Annotated in this window: 23 protein-coding genes; 13 read left to right on the forward strand and 10 right to left on the reverse strand. The window is 54.5% G+C overall.

Annotation, left to right across the window (positions count from 1 at the left end; genetic code table 11):
* Positions 1–2: 2 nt before the first annotated feature.
* The 6 genes from hemC to FMM72_RS12150 form a co-directional block, all read right to left on the reverse strand.
* The gene (gene hemC, locus FMM72_RS12125) at positions 3–890 is read right to left on the reverse strand and encodes a hydroxymethylbilane synthase (RefSeq protein ID WP_162221585.1); all 888 of its coding nucleotides are present in this window, start codon (positions 888–890) and stop codon (positions 3–5) included.
* Positions 887–1,339 carry a precorrin-2 dehydrogenase/sirohydrochlorin ferrochelatase family protein gene (locus tag FMM72_RS12130; RefSeq protein WP_160208999.1) on the reverse strand — a complete coding sequence of 151 codons (453 nt, stop codon included), beginning with the start codon at positions 1,337–1,339 and terminating at the stop codon, positions 887–889. Before FMM72_RS12130 ends, hemC begins: the two co-directional genes overlap by 4 nt.
* Positions 1,302–2,555, reverse strand: a complete 1,254-nt coding sequence (hemA, locus tag FMM72_RS12135) for a glutamyl-tRNA reductase (protein ID WP_160209000.1) — start codon at positions 2,553–2,555, stop codon at positions 1,302–1,304. The genes FMM72_RS12130 and hemA overlap by 38 nt, the downstream gene beginning before the upstream one ends.
* 103 nt (positions 2,556–2,658) lie before the next feature.
* A complete protein-coding gene (locus FMM72_RS12140) occupies positions 2,659–3,924 on the reverse strand; it encodes a serpin family protein (RefSeq protein ID WP_162221586.1) in 1,266 nt (421 codons plus the stop codon).
* A gap of 366 nt (positions 3,925–4,290) precedes the next feature.
* Complete coding sequence (locus FMM72_RS12145) at positions 4,291–6,858, reverse strand: InlB B-repeat-containing protein (RefSeq protein WP_162221587.1); 2,568 nt, start codon at positions 6,856–6,858, stop codon at positions 4,291–4,293.
* A 155-nt stretch (positions 6,859–7,013) separates the two neighbouring features.
* Positions 7,014–7,247, reverse strand: coding sequence for an HPr family phosphocarrier protein (locus FMM72_RS12150; RefSeq protein WP_160209003.1), 234 nt, complete (start codon positions 7,245–7,247; stop codon positions 7,014–7,016).
* Positions 7,248–7,507: 260 nt separating this feature from the next.
* Here FMM72_RS12150 and hrcA point away from each other — a divergent pair, with 260 nt between their 5' ends.
* From hrcA to FMM72_RS12205, 11 genes are all read left to right on the forward strand, one after another.
* Positions 7,508–8,536 (forward strand): heat-inducible transcriptional repressor HrcA, encoded by a 1,029-nt coding sequence (gene hrcA, locus FMM72_RS12155; protein WP_162221588.1) that lies wholly within the window; start codon positions 7,508–7,510, stop codon positions 8,534–8,536.
* 37 nt (positions 8,537–8,573) lie between these two features.
* Positions 8,574–9,113, forward strand: coding sequence for a nucleotide exchange factor GrpE (gene grpE, locus FMM72_RS12160; protein WP_162221589.1), 540 nt, complete (start codon positions 8,574–8,576; stop codon positions 9,111–9,113).
* 73 nt (positions 9,114–9,186) lie between these two features.
* On the forward strand, positions 9,187–11,028 hold the full coding sequence (dnaK, locus tag FMM72_RS12165; protein ID WP_160209006.1) for a molecular chaperone DnaK: 1,842 nt from the start codon (positions 9,187–9,189) through the stop codon (positions 11,026–11,028).
* Between the two features lie 118 nt (positions 11,029–11,146).
* A complete protein-coding gene (gene dnaJ, locus FMM72_RS12170) occupies positions 11,147–12,307 on the forward strand; it encodes a molecular chaperone DnaJ (protein ID WP_160209054.1) in 1,161 nt (386 codons plus the stop codon).
* 120 nt (positions 12,308–12,427) lie between these two features.
* Complete coding sequence (prmA, locus tag FMM72_RS12175) at positions 12,428–13,348, forward strand: 50S ribosomal protein L11 methyltransferase (protein WP_160209007.1); 921 nt, start codon at positions 12,428–12,430, stop codon at positions 13,346–13,348.
* Positions 13,349–13,359: 11 nt separating this feature from the next.
* Positions 13,360–14,085: a 16S rRNA (uracil(1498)-N(3))-methyltransferase gene (locus FMM72_RS12180; RefSeq protein ID WP_160209008.1), complete on the forward strand. Its 726-nt coding sequence runs from the start codon at positions 13,360–13,362 to the stop codon at positions 14,083–14,085.
* A 45-nt stretch (positions 14,086–14,130) separates the two neighbouring features.
* Entirely contained in the window at positions 14,131–14,952 is an 822-nt protein-coding gene (locus FMM72_RS12185) for a M15 family metallopeptidase (RefSeq protein WP_162221590.1), read from the forward strand.
* On the forward strand, positions 14,945–15,481 hold the full coding sequence (locus FMM72_RS12190; protein WP_162221591.1) for a hypothetical protein: 537 nt from the start codon (positions 14,945–14,947) through the stop codon (positions 15,479–15,481). Before FMM72_RS12185 ends, FMM72_RS12190 begins: the two co-directional genes overlap by 8 nt.
* Positions 15,482–15,592: 111 nt before the next feature.
* On the forward strand, positions 15,593–16,912 hold the full coding sequence (locus tag FMM72_RS12195) for a glycosyltransferase 87 family protein (protein WP_162221592.1): 1,320 nt from the start codon (positions 15,593–15,595) through the stop codon (positions 16,910–16,912).
* A gap of 33 nt (positions 16,913–16,945) precedes the next feature.
* The gene (locus FMM72_RS12200) at positions 16,946–17,512 is read left to right on the forward strand and encodes a zinc dependent phospholipase C family protein (protein ID WP_160209012.1); all 567 of its coding nucleotides are present in this window, start codon (positions 16,946–16,948) and stop codon (positions 17,510–17,512) included.
* Positions 17,513–17,646: 134 nt separating this feature from the next.
* Positions 17,647–18,204 (forward strand): hypothetical protein, encoded by a 558-nt coding sequence (locus FMM72_RS12205; protein WP_160209013.1) that lies wholly within the window; start codon positions 17,647–17,649, stop codon positions 18,202–18,204.
* Between the two features lie 105 nt (positions 18,205–18,309).
* On the opposite strand, the gene FMM72_RS12210 is transcribed toward FMM72_RS12205, so the two are convergent.
* The 4 genes from FMM72_RS12210 to FMM72_RS12225 form a co-directional block, all read right to left on the reverse strand.
* Positions 18,310–19,038 (reverse strand): amino acid ABC transporter ATP-binding protein, encoded by a 729-nt coding sequence (locus FMM72_RS12210; RefSeq protein WP_160209014.1) that lies wholly within the window; start codon positions 19,036–19,038, stop codon positions 18,310–18,312.
* Positions 19,019–19,687 carry an amino acid ABC transporter permease gene (locus FMM72_RS12215; protein WP_160209015.1) on the reverse strand — a complete coding sequence of 223 codons (669 nt, stop codon included), beginning with the start codon at positions 19,685–19,687 and terminating at the stop codon, positions 19,019–19,021. The genes FMM72_RS12210 and FMM72_RS12215 overlap by 20 nt, the downstream gene beginning before the upstream one ends.
* 123 nt (positions 19,688–19,810) lie before the next feature.
* Positions 19,811–20,617: a transporter substrate-binding domain-containing protein gene (locus FMM72_RS12220; RefSeq protein WP_160209016.1), complete on the reverse strand. Its 807-nt coding sequence runs from the start codon at positions 20,615–20,617 to the stop codon at positions 19,811–19,813.
* A 254-nt stretch (positions 20,618–20,871) separates the two neighbouring features.
* Positions 20,872–22,737: a glycoside hydrolase family 3 protein gene (locus FMM72_RS12225; RefSeq protein WP_162221593.1), complete on the reverse strand. Its 1,866-nt coding sequence runs from the start codon at positions 22,735–22,737 to the stop codon at positions 20,872–20,874.
* A 435-nt stretch (positions 22,738–23,172) separates the two neighbouring features.
* Here FMM72_RS12225 and FMM72_RS12230 point away from each other — a divergent pair, with 435 nt between their 5' ends.
* Both FMM72_RS12230 and FMM72_RS12235 read left to right on the forward strand, forming a co-directional pair.
* A complete protein-coding gene (locus tag FMM72_RS12230; RefSeq protein WP_162221594.1) occupies positions 23,173–24,453 on the forward strand; it encodes an ABC transporter substrate-binding protein in 1,281 nt (426 codons plus the stop codon).
* Positions 24,454–24,605: 152 nt separating this feature from the next.
* Positions 24,606–25,514, forward strand: coding sequence for a branched-chain amino acid ABC transporter permease (locus FMM72_RS12235; protein ID WP_160209019.1), 909 nt, complete (start codon positions 24,606–24,608; stop codon positions 25,512–25,514).
* Position 25,515 lies beyond the last annotated feature (1 nt).

Below are 25,515 nucleotides of genomic sequence, written 5' to 3' on the forward strand. Positions count from 1 at the left end.
GTTTAAGCATCCTCCGTCCGTTTTTGTAAGATCCGTTTTGCAAGCTCGATTCCCAGAGCTTCGCCTTGGCTGCGCGGCCCAAGAATCGTATCGAACACCGGCGCGCCTTTGGCGGTGACGTCCATGCCGCGCAGGGTGAGCGTCTCACCCTGTACAGTGGCATAGGCCGCTGTTGGCGAGGAGCATCCGCCGTCGAGCCGCCGCACGAACGCGCGTTCCGCCAAGGCGCAGTCGGCGCTGTCCTGATCGAAGAAGGCCGACAGATAAGAGGTGTTTTCGCCGGCGCGCGCCTGTACAGCCAATATGCCCTGGCCAGCGGCAGGGAGCATCTCATCCGTGGAAAAATAGCGGGCAATCCGGCTTTCAAGCCCCAGACGGACAAGCCCCGCCGCAGCGAGAACAAGCGCGGCATACTGTCCGTCATCCAGCTTTTGAAGGCGCGTCTGAACGTTGCCGCGCACGGGGGCGACAGACTGACCGGGGAAAAGCTTTTTGAGCTGAACAGCCCTGCGGGCGCTTGCGCAGCCGATGGGCTTGGCCGGGTCCAGCTCACAAATGCCCTTGGGCAAGACAAGCGCATCCCGCGGATCGGCCCGTTTTGAAAAACCAGCCAACGGAAGGCGCGGGTCGAGATCCATGGGCAAATCCTTACAGCTATGAACTGTGAAGTCAACTGTTCCGTTTAATAAAGCGGCGTCAAGCTCCTTGACGAACAGCCCTTTTCCACCGATCTTGTCCAGGGTGCGGTCCAGAATTTTGTCGCCGGTTGTTTTCATCGTAACAAGCTCGAGATCAATTGCAGGGTCCCACTCCCGGACTGCGTCCATGGCCAGTTCCGCTTGGATGACGGCAAGCCGGCTTTCCCGGCTGCCAACCTTCAAATACTTCAATCCAACCCCTCCAATGCCGTACGGATTGCCCGGGCCGCTTCAGCAGCCCGCTGATGATCGTTTCCTTCCAGTGAAACGACCCCAGCCACTGCTCCGCCACCCTCGCAGACTGCCGGAAAGAAAAAGGTACATTCATCCCGGCAGTCAGCCACGGTGACAGGGATTCCAAGAGCCCTGGCGTCACGGCCTACCTGGCGGTTCACATCACGGTTGTCAGTAGCCGCCACAGCGAGATATGCGCCATCAAGATCGCCGGGGACGTATGGACGCCGGAGCCACTGGATGTTTCCGGCGCTGCCGCCCCAAACAGGAGAAACCACCGTGATCACCGCTCCGAAACGTGCAAGAATATCTGCCCGCCGGGCGGCGACGGGTCCGCCGCCGACGACCACGCACCGTTTGCCGGTCAGATCAACAAACAGCGGGAAATGAGGCGTGTTCTGTGTCATTGGCGTTCTCCTTCTCCCGGCCCCTGGCTGCGGTATGTGTGTTGATTTTTTTGACGCACCGCTCCAGCTCCTGTGGATTGATCAATTCCTTAAGTCCTCCGGTGATCAGTTCGACCGTCCGGCCGACGGCAAGCTCCACCAGTTCGTTGCATTCCAGCTCATCCCCGAGCTCCGGATACGTGAGCAGACGCTGCGTGATGGCTTCCTTTAAAGCTTCAATCGCTGGCAGACATCTGCGGTAGTTGTTCCAGTCATAGAAGCGGTTCATATAATCGTCCAGAATATCGAGCGCTTCCTGTGGAATTTGTCCCCGGTGTTGTTTCGCGCCCAAAGTATCCACATTGTAAAGCTTGATGCCGGGGAGATCACTGACGCATGGATCCACATCACGGGGCATTGCCAGGTCGACCACATAGGCGGGTTTTGATGACAACATGCTGATCTGCTCTGCTGTAACGGTATAATGAGGGCTTACAGTGGCGGACAAAAGAATATCCACGTTTTCCATGGCAGCAAAACGGTCGTCATAGGGTGTGGCGGCACAGCCAGCCGGAATGACGGTCATTCCATGACGATAGGTGCGCAGCGTTACAGTGACCCGGCAACCCTCCGCACGAAGCAGGGAGGCGGCCAGCCGTCCCATTTCCCCGTTTCCAATGACCAGCGCGCTGCGCCCATGCAGGCCGCCGAGGTCGCGCTTGAGGACCTGGACAGCCTGTCCGGCGGCGGAAACAGCGACATCGGTGAGATGCACCCGCGTCTTGATTGCCTTTCCGGCCGCTACAGCGTTGCGAAACAGTGTTTCCAGAACAGGGTCCGCCGCACCGGCTTTACGGGCAATGGCAATAGCCGATTTGACCTGGGAAAGAATTTGATCCTCGCCCCAAATTTGAGATTTCAGGCCGCCGGCTACCTCCATCAGGTGGCGGACGGCGTCGCTGTCCCGTCTGGTCACGAATGCTCCGGCAAATGAGGTGTGACTAAGTTTTACGGCATGACATAAAATCTGATCGGGATACAGAGTGCTGTCCGAAGTGCAGGAGAGGTAAAGCTCCGTGCGGTTGCAGGTGGAGACAAGAACACAACCGAGAACGCCCTTGATATCACGGCGAATCCGCTCTGTCAACGCCTCCACCTGGGCTTTGGTGAAGGAGAGCAGCTCACGCAACTCGATGGGCGCTAGATTGTAATCCAGCCCGGACATAATGATCTGCATGTGATTGGAACACTTCCTTTACGCCAGGCTTTTTTGAAAAAGCCTGGCAAAAAACTTTAAGCGGCTGCGCCGCGAACAGCGGGGCAGCCGGCAGGGAAAAGGTTTATGTGACGGACGGCTTGGCAACTACGCCGATCAAAAGAGGGATTGCCCGTTCAATAGACGAATCGCTTGTAATGGCGAATAAAAAGGGACGGTCAAAAGTAAGCTCGGTTGTCTTGCTGGCTGGCCGTATATTTGTTTTCACCTCGGTATTGGAATTTATTCCAATACCATATTCCCCAATGCTGATGGCGCACTGTTGGCGCACATCGGTGAGCGCCGTTTTGCCGCCGGAGATCATAGCGGAAAAATCAGCGTGCTCAGAAAATGGAGTGAGAATACCCATGGATTTAAGCGCATTGTCAAGGGTGAGATCTGAGGAAAAAGAAAATTTAGGAAGCGACAATGTGACCTGTTGATTTTCACCGCCTGGCACAAACAGAGCGGTCGTTGTTTCAGGCGAGGTCAGAAGCTGATCGACGCCAACGCCTTCATCCGGGAGAATGAGCACCATACTGCCGCCGCTCTTTAGCGGAACACGCAGACGCGTAAATTTGCCCTCCGCCTTGTAGACCTCCGCAGAAGCGAGCGTACCATTCATAAAGCTGCCGATCGCCGTATTGCCATTGGCAAGGGCAAAGGGACCAACCGCCGTATTGGCGGGGTCAAAGGCGTAGAGCCATTCGTCTTCAAAATAAGGGACATTGATGATGGAAAGCTGCTGTGAAGCTACGATTTTGACTGGAGGAATGACGTTGCCGCTGGAGTTTTTGGCGATCCATTCGGAGATCTGCCGTGCAACCGACAGGCGTGCAAATTCCACATTCATTGTCTCTGTATAGAACTGGGAAGCTGCGGCATCGTTGAAGTCACTGCGGAAGATTGCGTTATCATGCAGCCAAAAGGAGCTTGCGATCCGAAAAACGCCGATGCCGTTATTTGTATAAAGCCGGCGGAACAAATTACCGTTTTGCTTGGAAAGATAGGAAATAGTCTTATTTTTCATACCAAGCGCTTCCAAAAGCTCCTGGCGTGTATCGCCGCGTGCACCAGCCGCTGCAAGCGAAAGCGACATATACAAGGCGGTCGGACTGTAGATTGTATTACCTGCCTGGCCATATAAAATTTCCGGGGAACAGGTATAGGAAAATGTGTTGATTGCGTCGAGCAAATCGGGTTCAAGCGGGTTTTCCTCAATCCGTGTTTTCTGCGCCTTCTCATCTCCGTAAACCGGAGCATTTGGATAGGTTGGCGCGGCTGCTGCGCCTGGGATGCATAATCCGGCGCAAATGAGTACGGCCATTGAAAATGCGATCGCCTTTTTCATAATAACTTCCTCCTCAATAGAGGGCTTGCCCAGCCCCGTAGAGCCTGTCCAATTTCCAATAAGAGGTTATCACAGGTCTTATAAACACAGTGGCAAAAAAAGCGGGAATTATTTCATAGAAACCACTTTTCCCTTAGGGCTTGTTTGAAAATAGAGGAATTGCCGGATTGTTCGCAAACAGCAGGAGAACGCAAGGCAAAAAGCGCAGGAATCCTTTTGGATTCCGAGGCTTTTTAACGCGGCGTCCGCCGCTGTTTGTAGAAAAAGATGGGTATTTTGATTTTTTAAACAGCCCCTAAAAAAGGAGAAAGAAAACGCCGGTCCAAAGGCCGGCGTTTTCTTAAAGGCCAATTTCAAAGAGAACGATCAAATATCATGCATTTTCAGATAGACAAGATAAGCGGCTCCACCCGCGCACGCCAGGATAACCGCCGCCGCTAATACGCCAAACAATGGGAACGAACGGCGCTGGTTGGAGACAGGCTGCGTGACCTCGGGAACCGTTGGTTTGGTCACGTCAAGCTGTCCGGTCTGTGCGGTCTCACGCTCAGGCTCGGAGGATTCCGCCGGTTCGCTCCCGGCAGGCTCTGTGGCTGAGGAAGTCTCGCTTGAGCCGCTGGCCGTGGGCGGCAGGATTGTCTGTGTGACGGGCGGCGTATAATCGCCGCCGGTCGAAGGATTGACCTTGATCTGCTCCTCATAGGGGTCTGAGGCATTATTGTCAAGATCAATATCATAATCCTGCTCTAAATCCAATTCCGTGTCTGAAACAATATATGTGCCGAGCGTACGGGTCCTGGTGGTCCATCCCGGAATTTCCCGCTCGCTGCGGCTGTAGGAGAAGCTGTTTGTGATATCGGTCAGATTGCCGCGCGAATCGACCTCATAGATATAGCAGTTATTGGGATTGGGGGTGTAATCATCATCCTTATCCCACGGGATACCGAGCGTCAGATATGCACGGGAGGAGGAGGGAACTTCAGGATGGCCGACAAAGTCGTAGAACCAGAGGTTCGCATCCACTGGATCACCATATTCGCTGTAGATATCGACGTTGGCCTTTGTGGACAGACGCGCATAGAAGCTGTCGGCGTCGTCAGAGGCATAAAATTCAAGCGCCGCACGGTCGTTGCCCCATACATAGACGTTCCAGTCGTTGTCGTCGGGATCGAGGTAGACGTTATCGCCTGTATTGATATTATGATCAGAGCCGGAGGTCTTGGCGTTGGCAATCCACATGGTGATATCAAGCGTTGCAGAATCGCCGGAATGCCAGTCGCCCTCGTCGCCGTCAGCGGTTTTCAGCGTGTTGCGCGCCTTAAAGGTGACGGACGCAGTCGCTTTCTTTTCATTGGTTGAGGTCGAATCCTTGAGCACGACCTTGAGATAACTGCCGCGTGTGGACGAGCCACCCAGGCGTTTTTCACTGACTTGTGTGATGGAACGGATCAGAGATTTGCCGTCTCCATCCTTGTCGACTGAAATCCGGAACAGGCTGTCGTTAGCCAACTGACTTGCGGTCGCTGTGCAACCATCGTCAAGAACTGTTGCCGGATCAAAGCTGTCGTCTCCAAGCTGGATGTAGAAAGTACGGTTCGGACGCACGCCGTCGAGCGTAATACGCCCGTCGCCCGCGATGGAATCGATATCGAAAGCGTCGCCGTCCTTATCCTCGAGCGTGTCGCCGTCATCGTCAAAAACGCCGGTCGGCATGGCGACGCTGCCCTTGTCGCCGTTCGGCGCATAGGCGCCAAACGAGGCCGCGACCGTCAAAGCTGTCGCATCGCTTTTGACGGCGGCGGTAAATGCCAGCGCGCGTCCGGGATTCGGCAGGGCGGGCATGGCTTCGCTGACGCCGGTCACATCGAAAGCGGTGATCTGATAACCGCTTTTCGGAGTTAACTCAAATTGCAGCCGGTCGCCTGTCTGAACGGTGCCGGTTCCGGCGGCGACGATCTTGTTCTGCGTCAGGTTGCGCACAGTCAGCGTTCCCTGTTCAGCCGCAAGTGTAGGAAGCGTGACGGTAATGTCGCGCTTTGCAGCCGCCTGGAAGGTGGCTGCAATACTTTTGACCGCTTCCTTGACGGTATAGGAAACAGTGATCATATCACCGGTATAGGCGGCAGCGCGGGCCGGGCTGTTGAGGTCATAGATGGTTTCGCCGTTGACGGCGAGCGTTACAAGCTCCTTGCCGTCATTGGGCACGATCCGGAATTCGAGCTGCGCTCCAACAGGCAGCGTCGTATCGGCCGTCAATGGCTGGCCATTGTAGTAAATCGTAAGCTTACCGTCGGCCGGCTGCGTGTCAGGGATTTCAACCGGCACGCTGTCAGCGGCCTTAAAAGCAGCCGCAAAAAGAATGTCGCCCTTGAGGGTGTACGGCGCGCCGCTGGCAATTGGCGTACCGCCGGCCGTCAGCGTATCGAGCACATAGCCGTCGTTGGGCGTTGCCGTGACGGACAGCTCCGTACCCCAATCGAGCTTCGCGCCGCTTGCGACGGGCTGGCCGCCGTTCGTGACGGACAGCGTGCCGTTAACGGGCGCGTTGTATGTGACGGAGTGCTGGAGCGGCTCAAAAACAAGCGAGATGGTTTTATCCATGTCAGAAGGCTGGAAGGTGATCATGTACGGCAGCGGCTGCTGCACCAACTCCCCCTTGGCGGAAAGGCTTACAAACTGGTGGCCTTCGTCGGCGATGGCATTGAGGCGGAGCGGGGTGTTTGCTGGGACAACTGCCCGACCGTCAACGACAGGATATGGAACGTCGCCAGTGCGATCGTCGGTCAGAGCGATTTCGCCGCTGCCTGTGATTGAAACAGCAATAACGACGCCGCTGTCAGCGGCTGGGCTGGCCTCGCCTTCCGCGAGCACCACCGCTGAGATACAGCCTGCCAGCAGAACGCAGGCAAGCAACAATGAAAGGACACGCTTCATGGTGGGTCCTCCTTTTCTTTTGGTCGGCCAAAGGGCAGACGCATCCTTATTATATTCATAATTATTTTACCTGAGAAACATGTACGAATCATGTCGTAGATATGTCTAAAATGTGAACAGGGCGTCGGAGTCCCGACGCCCTGTTGTTTGTTTGCTTATTCCGGGTCGTTAACGATCCATTGATTGATGTGTTTAATAAAGGTGGAATCCTCAGTGACGACCTTGACCGGCTTTGTATAATCGAGCGCCATCAGGCCCAGAATCGATTTGGCGTCCGCGATTTTACCATCTGCTGTGTGCACGCCGATATCTTCAGACGACTGCATAGCCTGATACATAAACTGGCGAAGATCCTCGGCCGAATGGAGCATGACATTTTTGATAATCATAATGATGACCTCCTTATTGAAGTGTCTGTATAGCTTCCTCTTTTTACACCCTTATTAAACTACATTTTCCGGCAAATGTCAATATGTATAATAAAATTTTTGTTAATTGTGCATATTGAGTAACATTAGCAATCGATATAATTGAGTGATAAAAAACTGTAAACATTTCGTGAATTTGCTTGACATCTCTGGAAAATGTGGTACATTAGAATTGTTAGCAATCAAAAAGGATGAGTGCTAAAACAAGCGGGGTGAGATCGTTGAAGCTCGATATCAGGAAATTAAAGATCCTGACGGCTATCGTTGAAATATATATCGAGACTGGCGAGCCGGTCAGCTCGAAGATGCTGACTGAAAAGCTTGGATTGCAGGTTTCGTCGGCCACGATCCGCAACGATATGGCGGCCCTTTTTGAGATGGGCCTGCTCGAACAGCCGCACACATCCGCGGGCCGGGTGCCTTCGCACCTGGGATACCGCATTTATGTCGATCAGCTCATGCGCTGCCAGCCGCTTTCCAATGAGGAACGCCGCGAGATCGACGCGCTGTTTAATGTGCGCGACCCCGATCCTGATAAACTGCTCGAGGACGCGGCCGAGGCGCTGGCCGATTATACAAATTGTGCGACCGTCTCTACAACGATCACGCCGCGCACGGTCCAGGTCAAGCGGATTGAAATCGTGCCGGCGGGGGCGCGTACCGTCGTCGTGCTGGTCATCGCGACAAACGGCGTGATCAAAAATAAGGTCTGCCGTGTGGATTTCAGGCTGACAAACGAGCTGGTCGGGTTTTTAAACCAGTTTGCGAACGGACGCCTTGTCGGCAAGCCGGTGAGCGAGATTTCGCAGTATTATGTCAACTCGATCGCCGTCACGCTCGGCGAATATTCTGCGCCGTTTGTCCCGGTGCTCGCCACGATTTACGAGCTCTGCCGCGAGATCAGCGAAGGGCAGTTTTATACGTCGGGCGGTGCGAACCTGCTTGGCTACAAGGAGTTTGGCGACATCGCACGCGAGCTGCTTTTGACGATGAACAGCCGCAGCGATCTGCTCGGGGTGCTCGCCTCGCGCGACGACGCGGTATTCATCAGCATCGGCAAGGAGAATTCGAAAAGCGAACTGGCCGACACCTCTGTCGTGGTGACGCACTACAAGATCGGGGAACAGAACTCGGGGGCGATCGGTGTGATCGGACCGGTTCGCATGGATTACGCCAAGATTATTCCGCATCTCGAATATTTTTCACAGACGCTCGGGAAGCTTTTGGCGGAAACCTTTGAACAGGAATAGATATTACAATAACACAAACAGATAGGTAGTGATCAGAATGCCGGATACCACCACGAACGACCAGAACGATCAGATGGAACAGGAGCCGCAGGCGCAGGACGCGCCCGAAAGCGATCCTGTGCAGGAACAGGCCGCGCAGGATGGCGAGGCGCAGCTCCAGGCTCAGGTGGCCGATCTGAACGACCGTCTGCTGCGCACCATGGCGGAGTACGATAACTTCCGCAAGCGCAGCCAGCGTGAAAAGGAATCCATTTACCCGCAGGCGACTGCCGCGGCTGTCGCGCAGTTCATACCGGTCGCCGATACGATTGAGCGGGCGCTAGCGGCGCCGTGCACCGACGATGAGTATAAAAAGGGCGTCGAGATGATTTTGCAGAATTTCAACGACATCCTTGCAAAGATGGGCGTCGAGGCGTTCGGCGCGCCGGGCGATGCATTCGATCCGGAGGTGCACAACGCTGTGATGCATGTTGAGGACGAGGAGGCTGGGGCCGGCTCGATCGTCGAGGTGTTCCAGAAGGGATACCGTTTGGGCGAGCGGATCATCCGGCACGCAATGGTGAAGGTAGCCAATTAATCAGGGCGGGCTGTGTTGCCGCGGATATAAATTTTGTTACATTTTATTTTTCAATATTTGGAGGGCTTCTTTTATGGGAAAAATTATTGGTATTGACCTTGGTACAACAAATAGCTGCGTGGCAGTTATGGAGGCGGGCGAGCCTGTTGTAATCGCGAACGCGGAAGGCTCCCGCACGACGCCGTCGGTCGTCGCGTTTTCCAAGACGGGCGAGCGCATGGTCGGCCAGGTGGCCAAACGTCAGGCAATCACGAACCCGGACCGCACGATCGCTTCGATCAAGCGCCACATGGGCTCCAATTATAAGGTAGCGATCGATGACAAGAGCTATACGCCGCAGGAAATCTCAGCGATGATTCTGCAAAAGCTGCGCAGCGACGCGGAGGCGTATCTCGGTGAGAAGGTTACGGAGGCCGTCATCACCGTGCCGGCGTACTTCTCCGACGCGCAGCGCCAGGCGACAAAGGACGCCGGGCGCATCGCGGGGCTTGATGTCAAGCGCATTATCAACGAACCGACGGCGGCCGCGCTGGCCTACGGCATCGACAAGGAGAACGACCAGAAGGTTATGGTCTACGACCTGGGCGGCGGTACGTTCGACGTTTCAATCATTGAGATGGGCGACGGCGTACAGGACGTCCTTGCAACAAACGGCGACACGCGTCTGGGCGGCGACGACTTCGATGAGCGCATCATCAATTATCTCGCGGACACCTTCAAAAGCGAAAGCGGCATTGACCTGCGCGGCGACAAGATGGCTATGCAGCGTTTGAAAGAGGCTGCCGAAAAGGCGAAAATCGAGCTTTCCGGCGTGACGACGGCCAACATTAATCTGCCGTTCATCACCGCTGACGCGACTGGTCCAAAGCATCTGGATGTGACGCTGACACGCGCAAAATTCAACGAGATGACAGCCGACCTCGTCGAGCGCACGATGGAACCTGTGCGCAAGGCGATGGCTGATTCGGGGCTGAAGGTTTCCGAGATCGACAAGGTGCTGCTGGTCGGCGGCTCCACGCGTATCCCGGCCGTTCAGGAGGCTGTCAAGGCGTTCTGCGGCAAGGATCCGTTCAAGGGCATCAACCCGGACGAGTGTGTGGCGGTCGGCGCGGCTATTCAGGGCGGCGTGCTCGGCGGCGATGTCAAGGGCCTGCTTCTGCTCGACGTTACCCCGCTTTCTCTTGGCCTTGAAACGCTCGGCGGCGTCTGCACGAAGATCATCGAGCGCAATACGACGATTCCAACGAAAAAGAGCCAGATCTTCTCAACGGCCGCCGACGGGCAGACCTCGGTTGAGATCCATGTGCTCCAGGGCGAGCGTGAGATGGCGCGCGACAACAAGACGCTTGGAATGTTCCGCCTTGACGGTATTCCGGCGGCTCCGCGCGGCGTTCCGCAGATCGAAGTCACCTTTGATATCGACGCCAACGGCATTGTCCATGTGACGGCCAAGGACCTCGGCACCGGCAAGGAGCAGAACGTCACGATCACCGCTTCGACAAATATGTCCAAGGAGGATATCGACCGCGCCGTCAAGGATGCGGAGGCGTTCGCTGAGGAGGACAAAAAGCGCCGCGAGGAGATCGATGTGCGCAACGGCGCCGACCAGATGGTCTATCAGTGCGAAAAAACGCTGACAGATCTGGGAGACAAGGTCTCTTCTGATGAGAAAGCGGCCGTCCAGACCAAGATTGACGCGCTCAAGGAGGCTCTCAAGGGGACGGACACCGCGGCCATCAAGGAAAAACAGGAGGCGCTTCAGAAGGACTTTTACGATATGTCCGCCAAGATGTACCAGCAGGCGCAGCAATCCGCGCCGGACGGCCAGGCCGCCCCGCAGGACAACGGCGGCGCCGGCGGCGACGGGTATGTCGACGCTGATTTCCGCGAGGTTGACGAGGACGATAAAAAGTAATAAAATAGGCAAGGTATGCAGGCGGGCGCGTACACGCCCGCCTTTGCTTAGAGCCGCTTGAAAATGAATCCGACAGTTTGTTTACAGGCGGCTTGCAGTGTCAACAGAGGTGAGGAAATTGGCTGATAAGCGGGATTACTATGAAGTGCTTGGCGTCGCGAAGGATGCATCCGCGGACGATTTGAAAAAAGCATACCGCAAGCTGGCGAAAAAGTACCACCCCGATATGAATCCCGGAGACAAGACGGCCGAGGCGAAATTCAAGGAGGTCAATGAGGCGTATGAGGTCCTCAGCGACTCCACGAAGCGGCAGCGGTACGATCAGTTCGGCCATGCGGGCGTAGACCCGTCCTATGGCGCGGGCGCAGGCGGCGCGGGAGGTTTTGGCGGCGGTTTCGGCGGCTTTGACGTGGGGGATATTTTTGAAAGCTTTTTTGGCGGTGGTTTCGGCGGGTTTGGAGGCAGCACGCGCACGCGCAATCCCAACGCGCCGATCCGCGGCAACGATGTCAATGTAACAATCGGGTTGTCCTTCATGGAGGCGGCCAAGGGCTGTAAACGTCAGATACAGGTGCAGCGCCTGGAAAAGTGCGAGACATGCAGCGGCAGCGGTTCTAAAAGCGGCACCACGCCCGAAACATGTCCCGACTGCGGAGGCACAGGCCAGGTCAAGGTTCAGCAGCGCACGCCGATCGGCGTGATCCAGACTTCGCGCACCTGTCCGAAATGTTCGGGTAAGGGCAAGATCATCAAGGAGCCGTGTCCCGACTGCCGTGGAATGGGCCGTGTGCGCAAAACACGCACGCTTGAGGTTTCCGTCCCGGCCGGCATCGACGACGGACAGACCTTTGTGCTGCGCGGACAGGGCGATCAGGGCGTCAACGGCGGACCGGCCGGCGATGTGAATATCATGGTTACGCTGCGTCCCGACACGCTGTTCGAGCGCGACGGCTTTGACGTGTGGTGCGATATCCCGATTACATTCTCGCAGGCTGTGCTCGGCGACGAGATCGTCGTGCCCACGATTGACGGCAAGGTGAAGTATACGGTACCCGAGGGCACGCAGTCCGGGACGGTGTTCCGCCTGCGCAACAAGGGCATCCCGTACGTCAACGGCCGCGGCCGTGGCGACCAGTATGTAAAGGTCAATATCGAGGTCCCGCGCAATCTGAATGCAAAGCAGAAGGATGCGCTTAAAAAGTTCGAGGAGCTTTCCAGCGAAAAAAATTATGAGAAGCGAAAAAGCTTTTTTGAAAAGCTGCGGGACGCTATGAAATAAAAATGGAATATTCTTCAATTTAAATTGTTTACAAAACCGCTCTTTGAAACAGGGCGGTTTTGTTGTATACTATAAAGTACAGCGTGTTCGGCTGTGGACAGAGAGCAGGGAGGACGGTTTATGCAGTACAGTGAAATCAGGATTCGGGTGCGCACGCAGGATGTGGATACAGCCGGCGCGATTGCCGGGCTGGTTGTGCCATATGGCTTTTATATTGAGGACTACAGCGATATCGAGGAGCTGGCCCCGCAGATTGCGCATGTTGATCTGATCGAACAGGAACTGCTGGAACGCGACCGCACGCACGCGGTCCTCCATTTGTATATATCCCCTGATGAAAATCCGGCGGAGGCTGTTTCGTTTCTGCGCGAACGTTTCGATGCGGCCGGGATCGCATACACGGCCCAAACAGATCTTGTCGACGAGGAGGACTGGGCCACCGCCTGGAAAAAATACTACTTCCCGACGAAAATCGGCGAGCGGCTTGTGATCTGCCCGTCGTGGGAAAGCTACGCCCCCGCGCCGGGAGAAACTGTTCTGACCATGGATCCCGGCATGGCTTTCGGAACCGGCACGCATGAGACGACGCGTTTGTGCATACAGCTTCTTGAGGAGGCTGTTACGCCCGGCGCAGATCTGCTCGATGTCGGGACTGGAAGCGGTATCCTGGCGATTGCCGCGCTGCTGTTCGGCGCGCGGTCGGCTGTCGGGGTAGATATCGACGAGGTGGCGGTGCGTGTTGCGCGTGAAAATGCTGACGCCAACGGCGTCGGGGACAGAGCGCGTTTTTTTGCGGGCGATCTGGCCGCGAAGGTCGAGGGGGTATTTCCGGTTGTGACGGCCAATATTGTCGCCGATGTGATTATCCGCCTGATCCCTGACCTTGGGCGTTTTCTGGCAGCGGGGGGCGCGTTTATCGCCTCCGGGATCATCGATGCGCGCGAACAGGATGTAACGTCAGCATTGGAAGCGGCCGGATATCGCATTGAAAAGCGGTGCGAATCCGGCGGATGGGTCGCGCTTTTGGCGCGCCGGGCTTGAGGGGGATGCGTATGCCGCGCTTTTTTTGCGGGCAGGTCTGCGGTGATACAGCGGTCGTAACCGGTGAGGACGCGCGCCATATGGCGCTTTCGCTTCGCATGAAAACCGGTGAGGCGGTGACAGTGTGCGACGGAGCAGGGCGTGACTATCAGTGCCGGATCGAAACGATTTCCCCGGAGCAGGTGTTTTTGCGTGTTGAGGAGTCTGCGCCGTCAGCCGGGGAACCGTGTGTGGAGATCACCTTGTATCAGGCGATGCCAAAAGGCGATAAATTTGAATCGATCGTGCAAAAGGCCGTCGAGCTTGGCGCTGCGCGCATTGTGCCGGTGCTGACGCACCGGTGCGTGTCGCGCCCGGACGAAAAGGCGATGCGCAAAAAGCTTGAACGCTACAACCGTATCGCGTTGGAGGCCGCCAAGCAGTGCGGCCGCGGCCGCATTCCGCAGGTGGAGCCGATGCTCCATTTTTCTCAGGCGGTCGAACGTATGAAATGCGAACCTTTGGCAATCCTTTTTTATGAGAACGCAGACCGGCCGCTGCACCAGGCGCTTAGGCCGGGCATCGGCGGCCGGATTTCGTTGATGGTAGGCAGCGAAGGCGGCTTTGAGCCATCGGAGGCGGCGTTCGCCGTTGAAAACGGGCTGGCGGCTCTGTCGCTCGGCAGCCGCATCCTGCGCTGTGAAACAGCACCGGTTGCGGCGCTTGCAGCGGTTCTGTATGCTGCGGGGGAGTTTTGATCATATACGTCCCAATCAAATATTTTGGAAGGATGTTGGCATCGTATGAGTCGAAGGAGAAAGCGTTCGGGCGGCAGCCGTCTTGCGGCAGCGATTACAACGCTTTGTATGATTTTTCTGATGAGTATGGTTCCGCTTGTATTGATCGCTGCGGCACGGCAGCCCGGGGCGGAGCAGGAGAAGGAGACCGCCGTACAGACTGAGGAAAAGATTTCCAATCCGGAATCCGTACCAGTGCAAAGCATTGATCCGGATGCCCATGAAGGGGAGGATATCCCTGCGCAGGGGGGAGACAATCTGCTGATTCTTGTAAACGCACAGCATCCCATGCCTGAGGATTATGCGTCGCTTGAGCTTGAAAAGGTACAGGGCGACTATCAGATGGATAGGCGCGCTGCCGGGCCAATGCGCCAAATGATCTCGGATGCCCGCACGCAAGGGGTGGAGCTGCTGCTTTGTTCGGCGTATCGTACACGTGCGCGGCAGGAGGTCAATTTTCAAAACAGCGTGAACAGCTATATGACAATGGGCTACAGCGAGGATCAGGCTGTTATGGCGACGGCGCGGCTGATTGCAGTACCGGGCACAAGCGAGCATGAGACGGGGCTTGCGGCTGATATCGTGACGCCGTCCTATCAGCGTCTGGATGCAGGATATGCCGGTACGGCGGCCGCAAGGTGGCTTTTGGAAAATGCGGCGTCATACGGCTTTGTTCTGCGCTATCCAGAGGACAAAACGGAAATCACCGGCATTGATTTTGAGCCATGGCACTATCGCTATGTCGGTGCGGAGGCGGCGAAGGAGATCATGTCGCAGGGCCTCTGCCTGGAGGAATATGTAGCGTTGAGGGAGCGTCAGGATGCTTGATAAGCAAAAGCTTGCATATAAGACGGCGCGGCTGCTCGGCGGCGGCAGCGGTCAAAAACGGGCCGCCGCCGCACTCTGTGCGCTCCTGGCTGTGGTCGCCGCAGGCGTTTTGCTGGCTTGGCGCGCAGCGGGGCTGCACAAGGAGCTGATGAACAGCCAGCTCGTGCGATTAGCTTCCGTACAGCCGGATGGATCGCTCACACGCCTGTTGACCGATCCGGAGCGATCCGCCCTGTTTATGAAATATATCGATTCGTTTGCCGATGCGGCCGGGAATTTGGAAATCCCAATGAGAAAGCAGCTGACCAGATTTTCCACATTGTCACAAGCCGCGCAGGACACAGGCGTAACCTTGGAGACTTTTTCTTACGACTGGGCGCAAAAGACGCTGTCCATTGGGTGTACTGGCGATTGGCAAAGCGCCGAAGCGTTTGCGGTGCATTTGACCGAAAGCGGCGATTTCCAGTCTGCAAGGGCAAATCGTTCAGATGATTATAAATATTATATAGTTTTTTGTAAATTTGATTAAAAAAATCGTTGATTTGTACGGAAAATTTGCATGTTTACATAATTATCACAACCCCCAACAGATTTTTAAAAAAGGTTGTGATAAAATGAAGACGAAAGCATGGATGTGAACATGAAACAACCTATAAACACTGGCGGGCTGCGCCTGTCAAAAAAAGATACGCATTTACTGATTGGTACGCTCACCCTATTCGCGCTGATTTTGCGATTGATGGTCGCCTATACGTCCGTACACTATTATGACCTGAGTTTTTATGTCGATTGGTCGACAGGTGTTACGCGGGACTTTTACGGCGCTTACAATAATATTGAGTCGCTCGATTATCCTCCGCTGTTTTTGTTCCCCCTGTTTTTGACGGGAAAGCTGCTTTCGGTGGATGTGTTTACAATCTTTGAACCCTACAGGATGCTGGCTCTCAAGGGCTGGCAGCTCTTGTTTGATACCGCTTGTGTCCCGCTTTTCTATACGGTTCTGCGCCGGTGGGGTGTTTTGGCCTCAATCGCAGGCGCCGCACTCTGGGCGGTGAACCCAACCGCGCTGCTAAACAGCGCATATTGGGGTCAGACAGACGCGATTATGATTTTTCTGGTAGTCGTGGCTTTTGCGCTCCTGGAGCAAAGGCGGGCCGTATGGTCCGGCGTCGTGATGACGCTCGCGTGCCTGATGAAGTTCCAGTCCCTTTATTTCGCGCCGGTTTACGCCTTGGTGTTACTCACTGCTTACCCGCCGCGCAAGAGCCTGCAAACCATTGCCGCCGGTTTGGGAACAGCCGCGGCTGTATTTCTTCCGTTTATGGCGCGTTCAGGGTTTGCACTGCCGGCGCGCATCTATTTTGGCGGATTTGAAAAGTATGCCGGCACCTCGCTCAACGCGTTTAATCTTTATGGGGCGCTCGGCTTGAATTATCAGAGCATTGATACAGAATTGATAGGCGGTGTGACCGCGGGGTTGATTTCCGTAATTGCCAGTGTTCTGGCGTGCGCGCTTTTGGTTTATCTCTTTTTTACCGCGACGACCCGCAGCCTGTGGCTGCTTGGCTTTGTCTTTATGCAAACGGTCTTTCTGTTTTCGGCCCGGATGCATGAACGTTATCAAATTCCGGTGCTCGCAATGGCATTGGCCGCATGCTTCTGCCATAAAAGCAGAAAGCTGTTTACAGGCTTTGCGGCGCTCACTGTGATGACCTTTTTAAATCACTTTTTTGTCATTGAGGAAATGTTCACCGCAGATAAAAGCCTTGCCTGGATCGCACATTACGACCTCATCGTAATCATCCTATCATGGGTGAATCTGCTGCTTTATATATGGACGCTTGCAATATCCATCCGGATTTTCTATAAGCATGGTAAAAAACCTTTTTTACAGACGCTGCGCGCCGGACTGCCATATTTCGGCAGCAGCCGGCCGTTACCAGGACAAGGATCGCCTTGATTGGCCTTGAATATGATGAAAGCGGTGTTTCCAATGAACTTATTTTCACACATAACAATGGGCAGGTATCTTTACACTTATTTCACCGAGCAGCTTGGTGTGGAGCTTGACAAGGCAAGCTTTGTAAGTTGGAATGTTCTGCCCGATGTCGCGCCGAGCCTGTTGAAGCTTTCCCACTTCAAAAAGGACATTTATGACCTTGTGATGGAGCGTGCGGAACGCCTGGCCCGGGAAGGGGACACCATGACGCTTTCTGAATACAGTAAACAGTTGGGTATCCTGTGCCACTTCATGTCAGACTTTTTCTGCTATGCGCATTCTGAAAGCTTTGACGGAAGTAAGATCGGCCATTTGAAATATGAAATTTGTATGCAGTTCTATGGTTACAGACGCCGCAGTATGCTGCATGCAGTCGACTTGATCTCAAACACGGCGGAGGTGGACCACAGCGCCGCTTTGTATGAGCAGATCAATGAGCTGCATGACCGGTACATGGAGACGACGCCGTCATATGGCGTTGACTTCGTATTTTCTCTGACAGCATGTGTGGATCTGCTGATGGGCGTAACGCGCCGTCAGGCCGCAGTCGTAGCGGTGTAAAACAACGGACATATTGAAAAAGGATGGAAAGGCCCATTGGCCTTTCCATCCTTTTTCAATATGGATTTGAAGTTTTCTGTCGCATTCACTCGTTTGATAAACAAAACACACTGAGCAGAAATCGGGTGGATTTTATGGATCTGTACATTGTAGTCAGCCAGACGGGCACATATTTTTCGCGCCTTTTGCGCGCAGTCAACCGGGAACCGTATAACCATGTTTCAATCGGCTTGGAACCGGAGCTGAAACGCCTGTACAGCTTTGGGCGCCAATGTCTATTTTTCCCGCTTGCAGCCGGATTTGTCCGGGAAGAACCAGGACATGGCGTCTATTGCCGCTATTCAGATACGCGATGCGTTATTTATCGGCTGCCTGTGGAACAGCGCGTCTATGAACAGGCGCGGCAGTTGATCCGTCAGTTTGAACAGAATGAATGGCGTTATCGCTATAACTTCGCGGGACTGCTTGCGATGCTTGTCAATATCCCCATTGAACGGGACCGGCATTTCGTTTGTTCACAGTTCGTGGCGTATGTGCTGGAGCAAAGCGGCGCATACAGCTTTGAGCATGATTTTTCATTGGTGCGGCCACATGATTTTATGCGTTTAAAGGGCGCGCGGCTGATCTACGAAGGGCGCCTCAACGACTATGCGTATCCGGCGCAGGCACGCCTGCTGCCGTATGCGCTGTAAATATAGGGCCGGGCCTGCATTTTTTGGAGAGAGCGTGGAGGTCCGGGAAAACGCAGAATAAAAGGAAGGCGCCGCCTATCGGGCGGCGCCTTCCTTTTATTGGATTTACAGAACTTTATTGAGAAAATCGATCGTACGCTTTTCACGCGGATTGGTGAAGATATCGGTTGGATCGCCTTGTTCAACAATTACGCCTTCATCCATAAAGATCACGCGGTCGGCCACCTCGCGGGCAAATCCCATCTCATGCGTGACAACGACCATGGTCATACCGCCATCGGCCAATTGCCGCATAACTGCGAGCACCTCGCCGACCATCTCGGGATCAAGCGCGGAAGTCGGTTCGTCAAACAGCATGATATCCGGGTCCATGGCAAGCGCGCGGGCAATGGCCACACGCTGCTGCTGGCCGCCGGAAAGCTGCGCCGGATAAACAGATTCCTTGTCCGCCAGGCCGACACGTTCAAGCAGGGTGCGCGCCTTCTGTTCGGCGGCCGCTTTATCAAGCTTCTTGCGGTCGAGCGGGGCCATGATGATGTTGTCGAGAACATTCAGATGCGGGAACAGATTGAACTGTTGGAACACCATGCCGATATTTTCACGGATTTTGTTTAAATCGGCCTTTCCGTCGGTCAGAATGTAGCCATCAACCTCAACCTCGCCGGAGGTGGGCATCTCAAGAAAATTCAGACAGCGCAGAAAGGTGCTTTTTCCAGATCCGGAGGGACCAATCAGACAAACGACCTCGCCCTCGCGCACCTCCAGATTGATGCCGCGCAGCACCTCAAGTTTGCCAAAGCTTTTATGCAGGTTGTCAACCCTTACCTTTGCCATTCGACAGCCTCCTCTCGATCATTCTGGACAATCGGGACAACAGGAAAATGATGATGAAATACATCGCCGCTACCGTGGCCCAGATTTCGAACGAACGGAAATTGCGCGCAATGATCAGACTGCCAGCTTGTGTCAGCTCCGGCATACCAATCGCATAAAGGATCGACGTGTCCTTGAGCGTTATGATAAACTGGTTGACCATCGAGGGAATGACAATCCGCACCGCTTGGGGAAGAATCACCTTGCGCATCGCGCGGCCATAGGGCAGCCCCAGGCTGCGGGCGGCCTCCATCTGGCCGATGTTGACAGCCTGGATGCCGCTGCGGAAGATTTCAGACAGATATGCGCCGGCGTTTAATGAAAGCGTCAGGATACCAGCGATTTCCGCACTCATACGGACGTTGAGCGCGCGTGTCACGCCGAAATAGATAAAGAACGCAAGAACCATGACCGGAACGCCGCGCATGATATCGATATACGCCTGAGAAATAAATTTCAGCACACGGCTGTGTGAAATTTGAAACAGGCAGGAGATCAAGCCCAGGACAGTGGCAAAGATCAGGGAAATAACGGTCACTTTGACCGTACCTTGCAGCAAACCTACCAGTAGTTGTGGAAATGATTGTGATAGCAGCTCGAAGTAGCTCAAAGCAACCGTCCTTTCTTGTGACAAATCCAAAAGATGCATGGGATATACGGCCGCATACCGCGGAAAACCGGAATACGCAGCGGGACAAGCTCCGACCCGCTGCGTAAAATACCCGTCAAGCTGTTACTCCTGAATATAGGTGTCGAGGATTTCCTGATATTTGCCGTTTCCCTTGAGATTGGCAAGGCCCTTGTTGAACATATCAAGCAGCTCGGTGTTTTGTCCTTTATTAACCGCGAAGCCATAGGACGAACCTTGTTCCTTCTCCGTGACGATCTTTAGCCCGACATTCTGCGAAACGGCGTAACCAAGAACCGGGTAATCCTCAAAGCAGGCGGCGGAGTTGCCGGAGATCACATCCTCGTACATATTGGACGAATCTTTGAAATATGTGGTGGTAAAGCCGTATTCCGCCTTGATGGATTCAGCGAAAGCGGAACCCTCCGTACCGGTTTTGACAGCGACGTTTTTACCGCGCAGATCCTCATAGCTCTTGATTTCCTCGTTATCGGCCTTGATACCCATGACAACGCCGGAATCAAAATACGGTTCGGAAAAATCGAATGTGTCCCGACGCTCCGGCGTGATGCTCATACCGGCGATCACCGCGTCGGACTGCCCGGCCTGGAGCGACTGGACAGCAGCGTCGAAGCCGAGCACCTGAATTTCATAGGAAAATCCCTGATCCTTGGCGATCGCCGCGAGAAGATCCATGTCGATACCGACAAATTCGCCGCTTTCATTCTGAAACTCGAAGGGAGCAAAGGTTGTGTCGGTCGCGATCAGATAGGTCTTACCGGCGTCCGGGCCGGCAGAGGATGCAGTGCCGGAAGAAGCGGTTTCCTTTGGGGCGGGACTGCCGCAGGCGGCGAACGAAGCGGCCACCACGCAAGCAAACGTCAGGGCAAGAAGCTTTTTTATGGATTTCATTGTGTGTACCTCCTGTGATCAATAAATGATGGGTTTAGCCTGATTGCAGGATGTGAAAATATATCCTGCATAAAGCAGGCCAAAAGCTGGACGGTTTTTTGAAGTCTGCGATATGCTTAATAGTATTATTCTATAGTAAGTATACGGATATGTCAATCCCTGTTGAAAAGCTGGGACAGAGAAAATGTAAAATCCAAAGAAAGATCTTAATGCGCATAACATGCAGCTTTATTAAAACCATTATGCAAACAGATTCAACCGAGCGATACAGGCGAAACGCCCCGCGCCTCGATCTCGCCGGAGAGCACGCGAACCGAGGATGCGATAGAAAGCGGCGTTGATTCCCACGCGCAGAGGATCGCGCCCGCCTGCGGGAACAGGTTGGCATCATAAGGCAGCCCCATACACACGACGATCGTGCTGGAATTGGCCGCACAGACGGCGTTGACAAGCGCCTGTTGCGATGGATCAAATATCGCATCGCGGCAGGCTATGATTACATAGCGGCTCTTAGCAGCCTGCGCGGCGCATATTCCAATCTGTTCGGAGGTGGGCGAGGCGTCTACAAGTATTTCAGTACCGTTAAAGCGCCGCGCAGCCTGAAGGGCGAACGCTCCGTTCTCCTGCTCCGCCTCCCCAGGGAAGGCGCGCGCCGCCGAGATTGCAAGTACACGCTCCCCTTCCGCGGGCTTTAATGGTATCAGGCCACGCGTATCGCGGATAAGCGTTATGCTTTTTTCGCTGACTGTCCGAGCAAAAGCGGCATGCAGAGACGGATAGTAGCCGCTTTGAGGTGCGGCTTGTCCGTCTAAAATACCAAAGCGTTCCTTATATAATAGGATGCGTCCAACACGATCGTCAAGCGTTTCCCGGGATATCGAGCCGCTTTTAACGGCGGCAAGCACTGCATCGTAAGCAGCGCGTTGAAGCGCCAACCCCTGTATGTTATCGCCGCCTGCGCCGGTCGTAATAAGATCGGCTCCGGCGTTGATTGCCATCACGCACGCCTCGCCAAATCCAAAGTTCTGTATGATCGCGCCCATACGCATGGAATCGGTGAAAATCAGACCGTCAAAGCCATCCTCACGGAGAACACCGGTCAGGACAGGTTTTGAAAGTGTGGCTGGCAGGCCGGCGCTGTCAATCTGTGGGAAAACGATGTGCGCAGCCATGACAGCCCCAATATCCGCATTTTGCACAGCGTTAAACGGAATAAGCTCCTGCGAGTGCAGCTCATCCAATGTTTTGTTGACAGAGGGCAGGCCGTGGTGAGAATCAATAGAGGTGTCTCCGTGGCCTGGATAATGCTTGGCAACCGCGAGAATGCCCGCCTCCTGTAAACCGGTGGCGAAGGCGACGGCATCAGCCGCGACCCGCTCGGCGTCGTCGCCATAGGAGCGCGTACCAATCACCGGGTTGACGGGATTGCTGTTGACATCGGCGACAGGGGCGAGGTTGCAGTTAATGCCGGCTGCGCGCAGTTCCTGGCCCATATAAAGCCCTGCTGTGCGCACCGCGTTGAATTCTGGGACAGGTTCCCTGGCGGTCGGCGCGCCGCCGGAGGCGGCAATGGCCATCGCACATGGATAGAGAAACGTCTCAATACCTGCGCCAAGGGGGATTTCACCATATTTGATCTCGTTTTCGTCGGGGGCATACCCATAGGCATTGCCAATTATACGCGAAATCTCCCCGCCTTCCTGATCGATTGCAATGATGGCGGGAACGCCGGTATTTTGCGAAACACAGCCTTGGAGCGCCGCGGTCAATTCAGAGGTTTGAACAGCGGAGGGCGTGTTGTTTGAAAATAAAATGATATTTCCAATTTTCGTTTCATTGAGGAATGCGGTGGTTTGTTCATCGAGCGCATCACCGGGAATGGATACCAAAAAAAGCTGGCCAACCTTTTGCTCATCGGTCATCGTTGACAGCAGACGCGCCGCATGCGCGCCTGTGAGCTTGCCGGAGGACGTGGGCTTGTTATCCTGCGGTGCGGCATTGTGGGATTCGGAGGACGGCGGCGCGGCGGGATCGGAAATTACAACCGGACCGCTGGACGATGAGCAGGCGGAAAGAAAAAGCAGAACGGAGCAGAGCAGACAAGCGGCAAAACGTTTCATATTGAAAACCTCCGTATATCAACAATCAAATTCATCCGGAATATATGCGGTTTGGGGCATGATAACAAAGGATGGCCAAAGTGTACCACAAAAAAACGCCTTTGCCAATGCCGGCTTTGATTGAGCGACGATTGTTTTCACCAAGCGGAAAAAAATAAAAATCAGGTGAAAATACTTGTGTAAGATGCCCGTGTCAATGTTGAAACGTATAAAAATAACGTTAAATTTTTATCTATTAGGTCAAAATATTGAAAAAATACAAAAAATTTATGAATAATCCTAAAACGAAACGTTTTTGTCGGATGATGATTGGCGAAAAAGTCTATGGATTTTACAGGATTTTTGCAATATACTTTTTAACACATGAATGTGCTACTTTAAAGCAATGGGAGCCGGTTTTGAGGCTCCCGGGCTGATATTTAGGAGGAACATAAAATGAAAAAGCTTTTGGCAGTAACGCTGGCGGCCGCTCTGGCCGCGGGTTTTGTCGGCTGCGGCGGTTCCGGGACTACAAGCGGAACCACGAGCAATGCCGCTTCCGGATCTGCGGATGCCGGCGAAACCATCAAGGTTGGATCCCTTGCACCGCTGACCGGTTCTGTTTCAGTATACGGAATTACAACTGTTAACGGCATTAAAATGGCAGTCGACGAGATCAATGCCAATGGCGGCGTTATGGGCCGCCAGATTGAACTTTTGACCGAGGATGAAAAGGGCGAGGTTCAGGATGCCGTCAACGGCTACAACAAGCTGATCAGCGACGGAATGGTATTTTTGATCGGCGATGTTACCTCGAAGCCGTGCGATGCTGTAGCGAAAATTGCGGCCGGCGACGGCACGCCGATGCTCACCCCGACCGGTACCGCGCCGTCGATCACTCAGAATGGGGACAACATTTTCCGCACCTGTTTCCTGGACCCGTTCCAGGGCCAGATTATGGCACAGTTTGCGGCTGAAAAGCTTGGCGCGAAAAAGGTCGCTGTCATGGCCAACTCCTCCGACGATTACTCCGACGGTATTGCCAAGTCATTCGTAGCCAAGGCGCAGGAGCTGGGGCTTGAGGTTGTCGGCGATGAGCGTTACGGCGCGGATGATACCGACTTTAAGACGCAGCTGACCAAGATCAACGCAGCTGGTCCCGACGTGATCATGTTCCCGGATTATTATGAGAAGGTGGCGCTGATCACAAATCAGGCCCGTCAGATTGGCTTTACAGGCCAGATGCTCGGCGGCGACGGCTGGGACGGCGTTTTGACTTCCCTGGGTGAGAATGCTTCTGTCGTAGATAACTGCTACTTCTCCTGCCATTACTTCATTGGCGATACAAACGAGCAGGTTGCCAATTTCGTCAACGGCTATCGTTCCCTCTACAGCGAGGACCCGACCGCTTTCTCAGCGCTGGGTTACGATTCGGTCTACATCATGAAGGCCGCGATGGAAAAGGCCGGCTCCACGGATAAGGCCGCTGTGCTGGAAGCTCTGCGCGCTACGGATTACACAGGCGTGACGGGCCATATGACTTTCGATGAGAATGGCGACCCGATCAAGAGCGTCGCGGTGCTGCGCCTTGAAAACGGCGCGACGGTTCTCGACACGATGATGACGGCTGACGGTGCTGAGGATTCTGCGCCTGTAGCCTCTGAGTCCGCGTCCTCTGCGGCTGCTGCTTCTGAAGCCGCCGCGTCCTCCGAGGCAGCTTCTTCCGCTGCCGCGTAAGGCGTTCATAAACGATGCAATCAGGGGCAGGGCGATAGGTCCTGCCCCATTGCGATTTTCATATAACAAAAGGGCGGCCGGTTTTTTAACAACTGGGGCCGCTGAATGGGTTTCCGGCATATGCCGGATCAGAAAGAAAGGTGAGATGCGAAATGGACGGCCTGTTTGTTTTTATCAACCAGTTGATCAACGGATTACAGGTAGGCAGCATCTACGCCCTCGTCGCTCTTGGTTACACAATGGTTTACGGCATTGTGAAGCTGATTAATTTCGCGCATGGCGATTTTATTATGGTGGGGGCTTATCTGGCGCTGTTTTCGGTGCCAATGCTGCTTGGTGCAGGACTGCCTGCGATACTTGTCATTGTATTGGTCATTGTAATGTCGGTCATTGGCTGTTCGCTTCTCGGTATGGCGACCGAGCGCATCGCCTATAAGCCGCTGCGCGGTTCGCCGTCGCTGTCGGTTCTGATTACGGCCATCGCGGTCAGCCTGTTTTTGGAAAACCTGTTCATGATCCTGTTTTCCTCCGCCTCAAAGCCGTTCCCGGCGATCATCAGCGCCAATCCGATCAGCATCGGCAAAATCCAGACAAACGCCGTTACGATCATTACAATCGCGTTGTCGATTGTCTGTATGATCGGGTTGCAGCTCTTTGTCAAGAAAACGCGTATGGGCAAAGCGATGCGCGCTGTCTCCGAGGACGCTGGCGCCGCAATGCTCATGGGCTGCAACAGCAACGTGACGATTTCCATGACGTTTGCAATCGGTTCCGGCCTGGCGGCTGTGGCGGCCGTTATGTATTGCTCCGCTTATCCGCTGGTCAACCCTTATATGGGTTCCATGCTCGGCCTCAAGGCGTTTATCGCGGCGGTGCTCGGCGGCATCGGCATCATCCCGGGCGCGATGCTCGGCGGTTTTGTGATCGGCCTTGTCGAGAGCCTGACAAAGGCGTATATCTCCTCCTATTTGGCGGACGCCGTCGTGTTTGGTATTCTGATTGTCGTGCTGCTCGTCAAGCCGACGGGCATCCTGGGCAAAAATGTCGGTGAGAAAGTGTAGG

Source organism: Anaerotruncus colihominis (assembly GCF_010206195.1).
In the GTDB taxonomy this organism is placed as follows: domain Bacteria; phylum Bacillota; class Clostridia; order Oscillospirales; family Ruminococcaceae; genus Anaerotruncus; species Anaerotruncus colihominis_A.

Bases quoted from the DNA above. Each gene is read 5' to 3' on its own strand.
- FMM72_RS12130 (WP_160208999.1), bottom strand. From the start codon at position 1,339: ATGACACAGAACACGCCTCATTTCCCGCTGTTTGTTGATCTGACCGGC.
- FMM72_RS12200 (WP_160209012.1), top strand. From the start codon at position 16,946: ATGAACTTATTTTCACACATAACAATGGGCAGGTATCTTTACACTTAT.
- prmA (WP_160209007.1), top strand. From the start codon at position 12,428: ATGCAGTACAGTGAAATCAGGATTCGGGTGCGCACGCAGGATGTGGAT.
- FMM72_RS12235 (WP_160209019.1), top strand. From the start codon at position 24,606: ATGGACGGCCTGTTTGTTTTTATCAACCAGTTGATCAACGGATTACAG.
- FMM72_RS12225 (WP_162221593.1), bottom strand. From the start codon at position 22,737: ATGAAACGTTTTGCCGCTTGTCTGCTCTGCTCCGTTCTGCTTTTTCTT.
- FMM72_RS12190 (WP_162221591.1), top strand. From the start codon at position 14,945: ATGCTTGATAAGCAAAAGCTTGCATATAAGACGGCGCGGCTGCTCGGC.
- FMM72_RS12195 (WP_162221592.1), top strand. From the start codon at position 15,593: ATGAAACAACCTATAAACACTGGCGGGCTGCGCCTGTCAAAAAAAGAT.
- FMM72_RS12185 (WP_162221590.1), top strand. From the start codon at position 14,131: ATGAGTCGAAGGAGAAAGCGTTCGGGCGGCAGCCGTCTTGCGGCAGCG.
- FMM72_RS12180 (WP_160209008.1), top strand. From the start codon at position 13,360: ATGCCGCGCTTTTTTTGCGGGCAGGTCTGCGGTGATACAGCGGTCGTA.
- FMM72_RS12210 (WP_160209014.1), bottom strand. From the start codon at position 19,038: ATGGCAAAGGTAAGGGTTGACAACCTGCATAAAAGCTTTGGCAAACTT.
- FMM72_RS12150 (WP_160209003.1), bottom strand. From the start codon at position 7,247: ATGATTATCAAAAATGTCATGCTCCATTCGGCCGAGGATCTTCGCCAG.
- FMM72_RS12205 (WP_160209013.1), top strand. From the start codon at position 17,647: ATGGATCTGTACATTGTAGTCAGCCAGACGGGCACATATTTTTCGCGC.
- FMM72_RS12140 (WP_162221586.1), bottom strand. From the start codon at position 3,924: ATGAAAAAGGCGATCGCATTTTCAATGGCCGTACTCATTTGCGCCGGA.
- dnaK (WP_160209006.1), top strand. From the start codon at position 9,187: ATGGGAAAAATTATTGGTATTGACCTTGGTACAACAAATAGCTGCGTG.
- hemA (WP_160209000.1), bottom strand. From the start codon at position 2,555: ATGCAGATCATTATGTCCGGGCTGGATTACAATCTAGCGCCCATCGAG.
- FMM72_RS12220 (WP_160209016.1), bottom strand. From the start codon at position 20,617: ATGAAATCCATAAAAAAGCTTCTTGCCCTGACGTTTGCTTGCGTGGTG.
- FMM72_RS12230 (WP_162221594.1), top strand. From the start codon at position 23,173: ATGAAAAAGCTTTTGGCAGTAACGCTGGCGGCCGCTCTGGCCGCGGGT.
- FMM72_RS12145 (WP_162221587.1), bottom strand. From the start codon at position 6,858: ATGAAGCGTGTCCTTTCATTGTTGCTTGCCTGCGTTCTGCTGGCAGGC.
- grpE (WP_162221589.1), top strand. From the start codon at position 8,574: ATGCCGGATACCACCACGAACGACCAGAACGATCAGATGGAACAGGAG.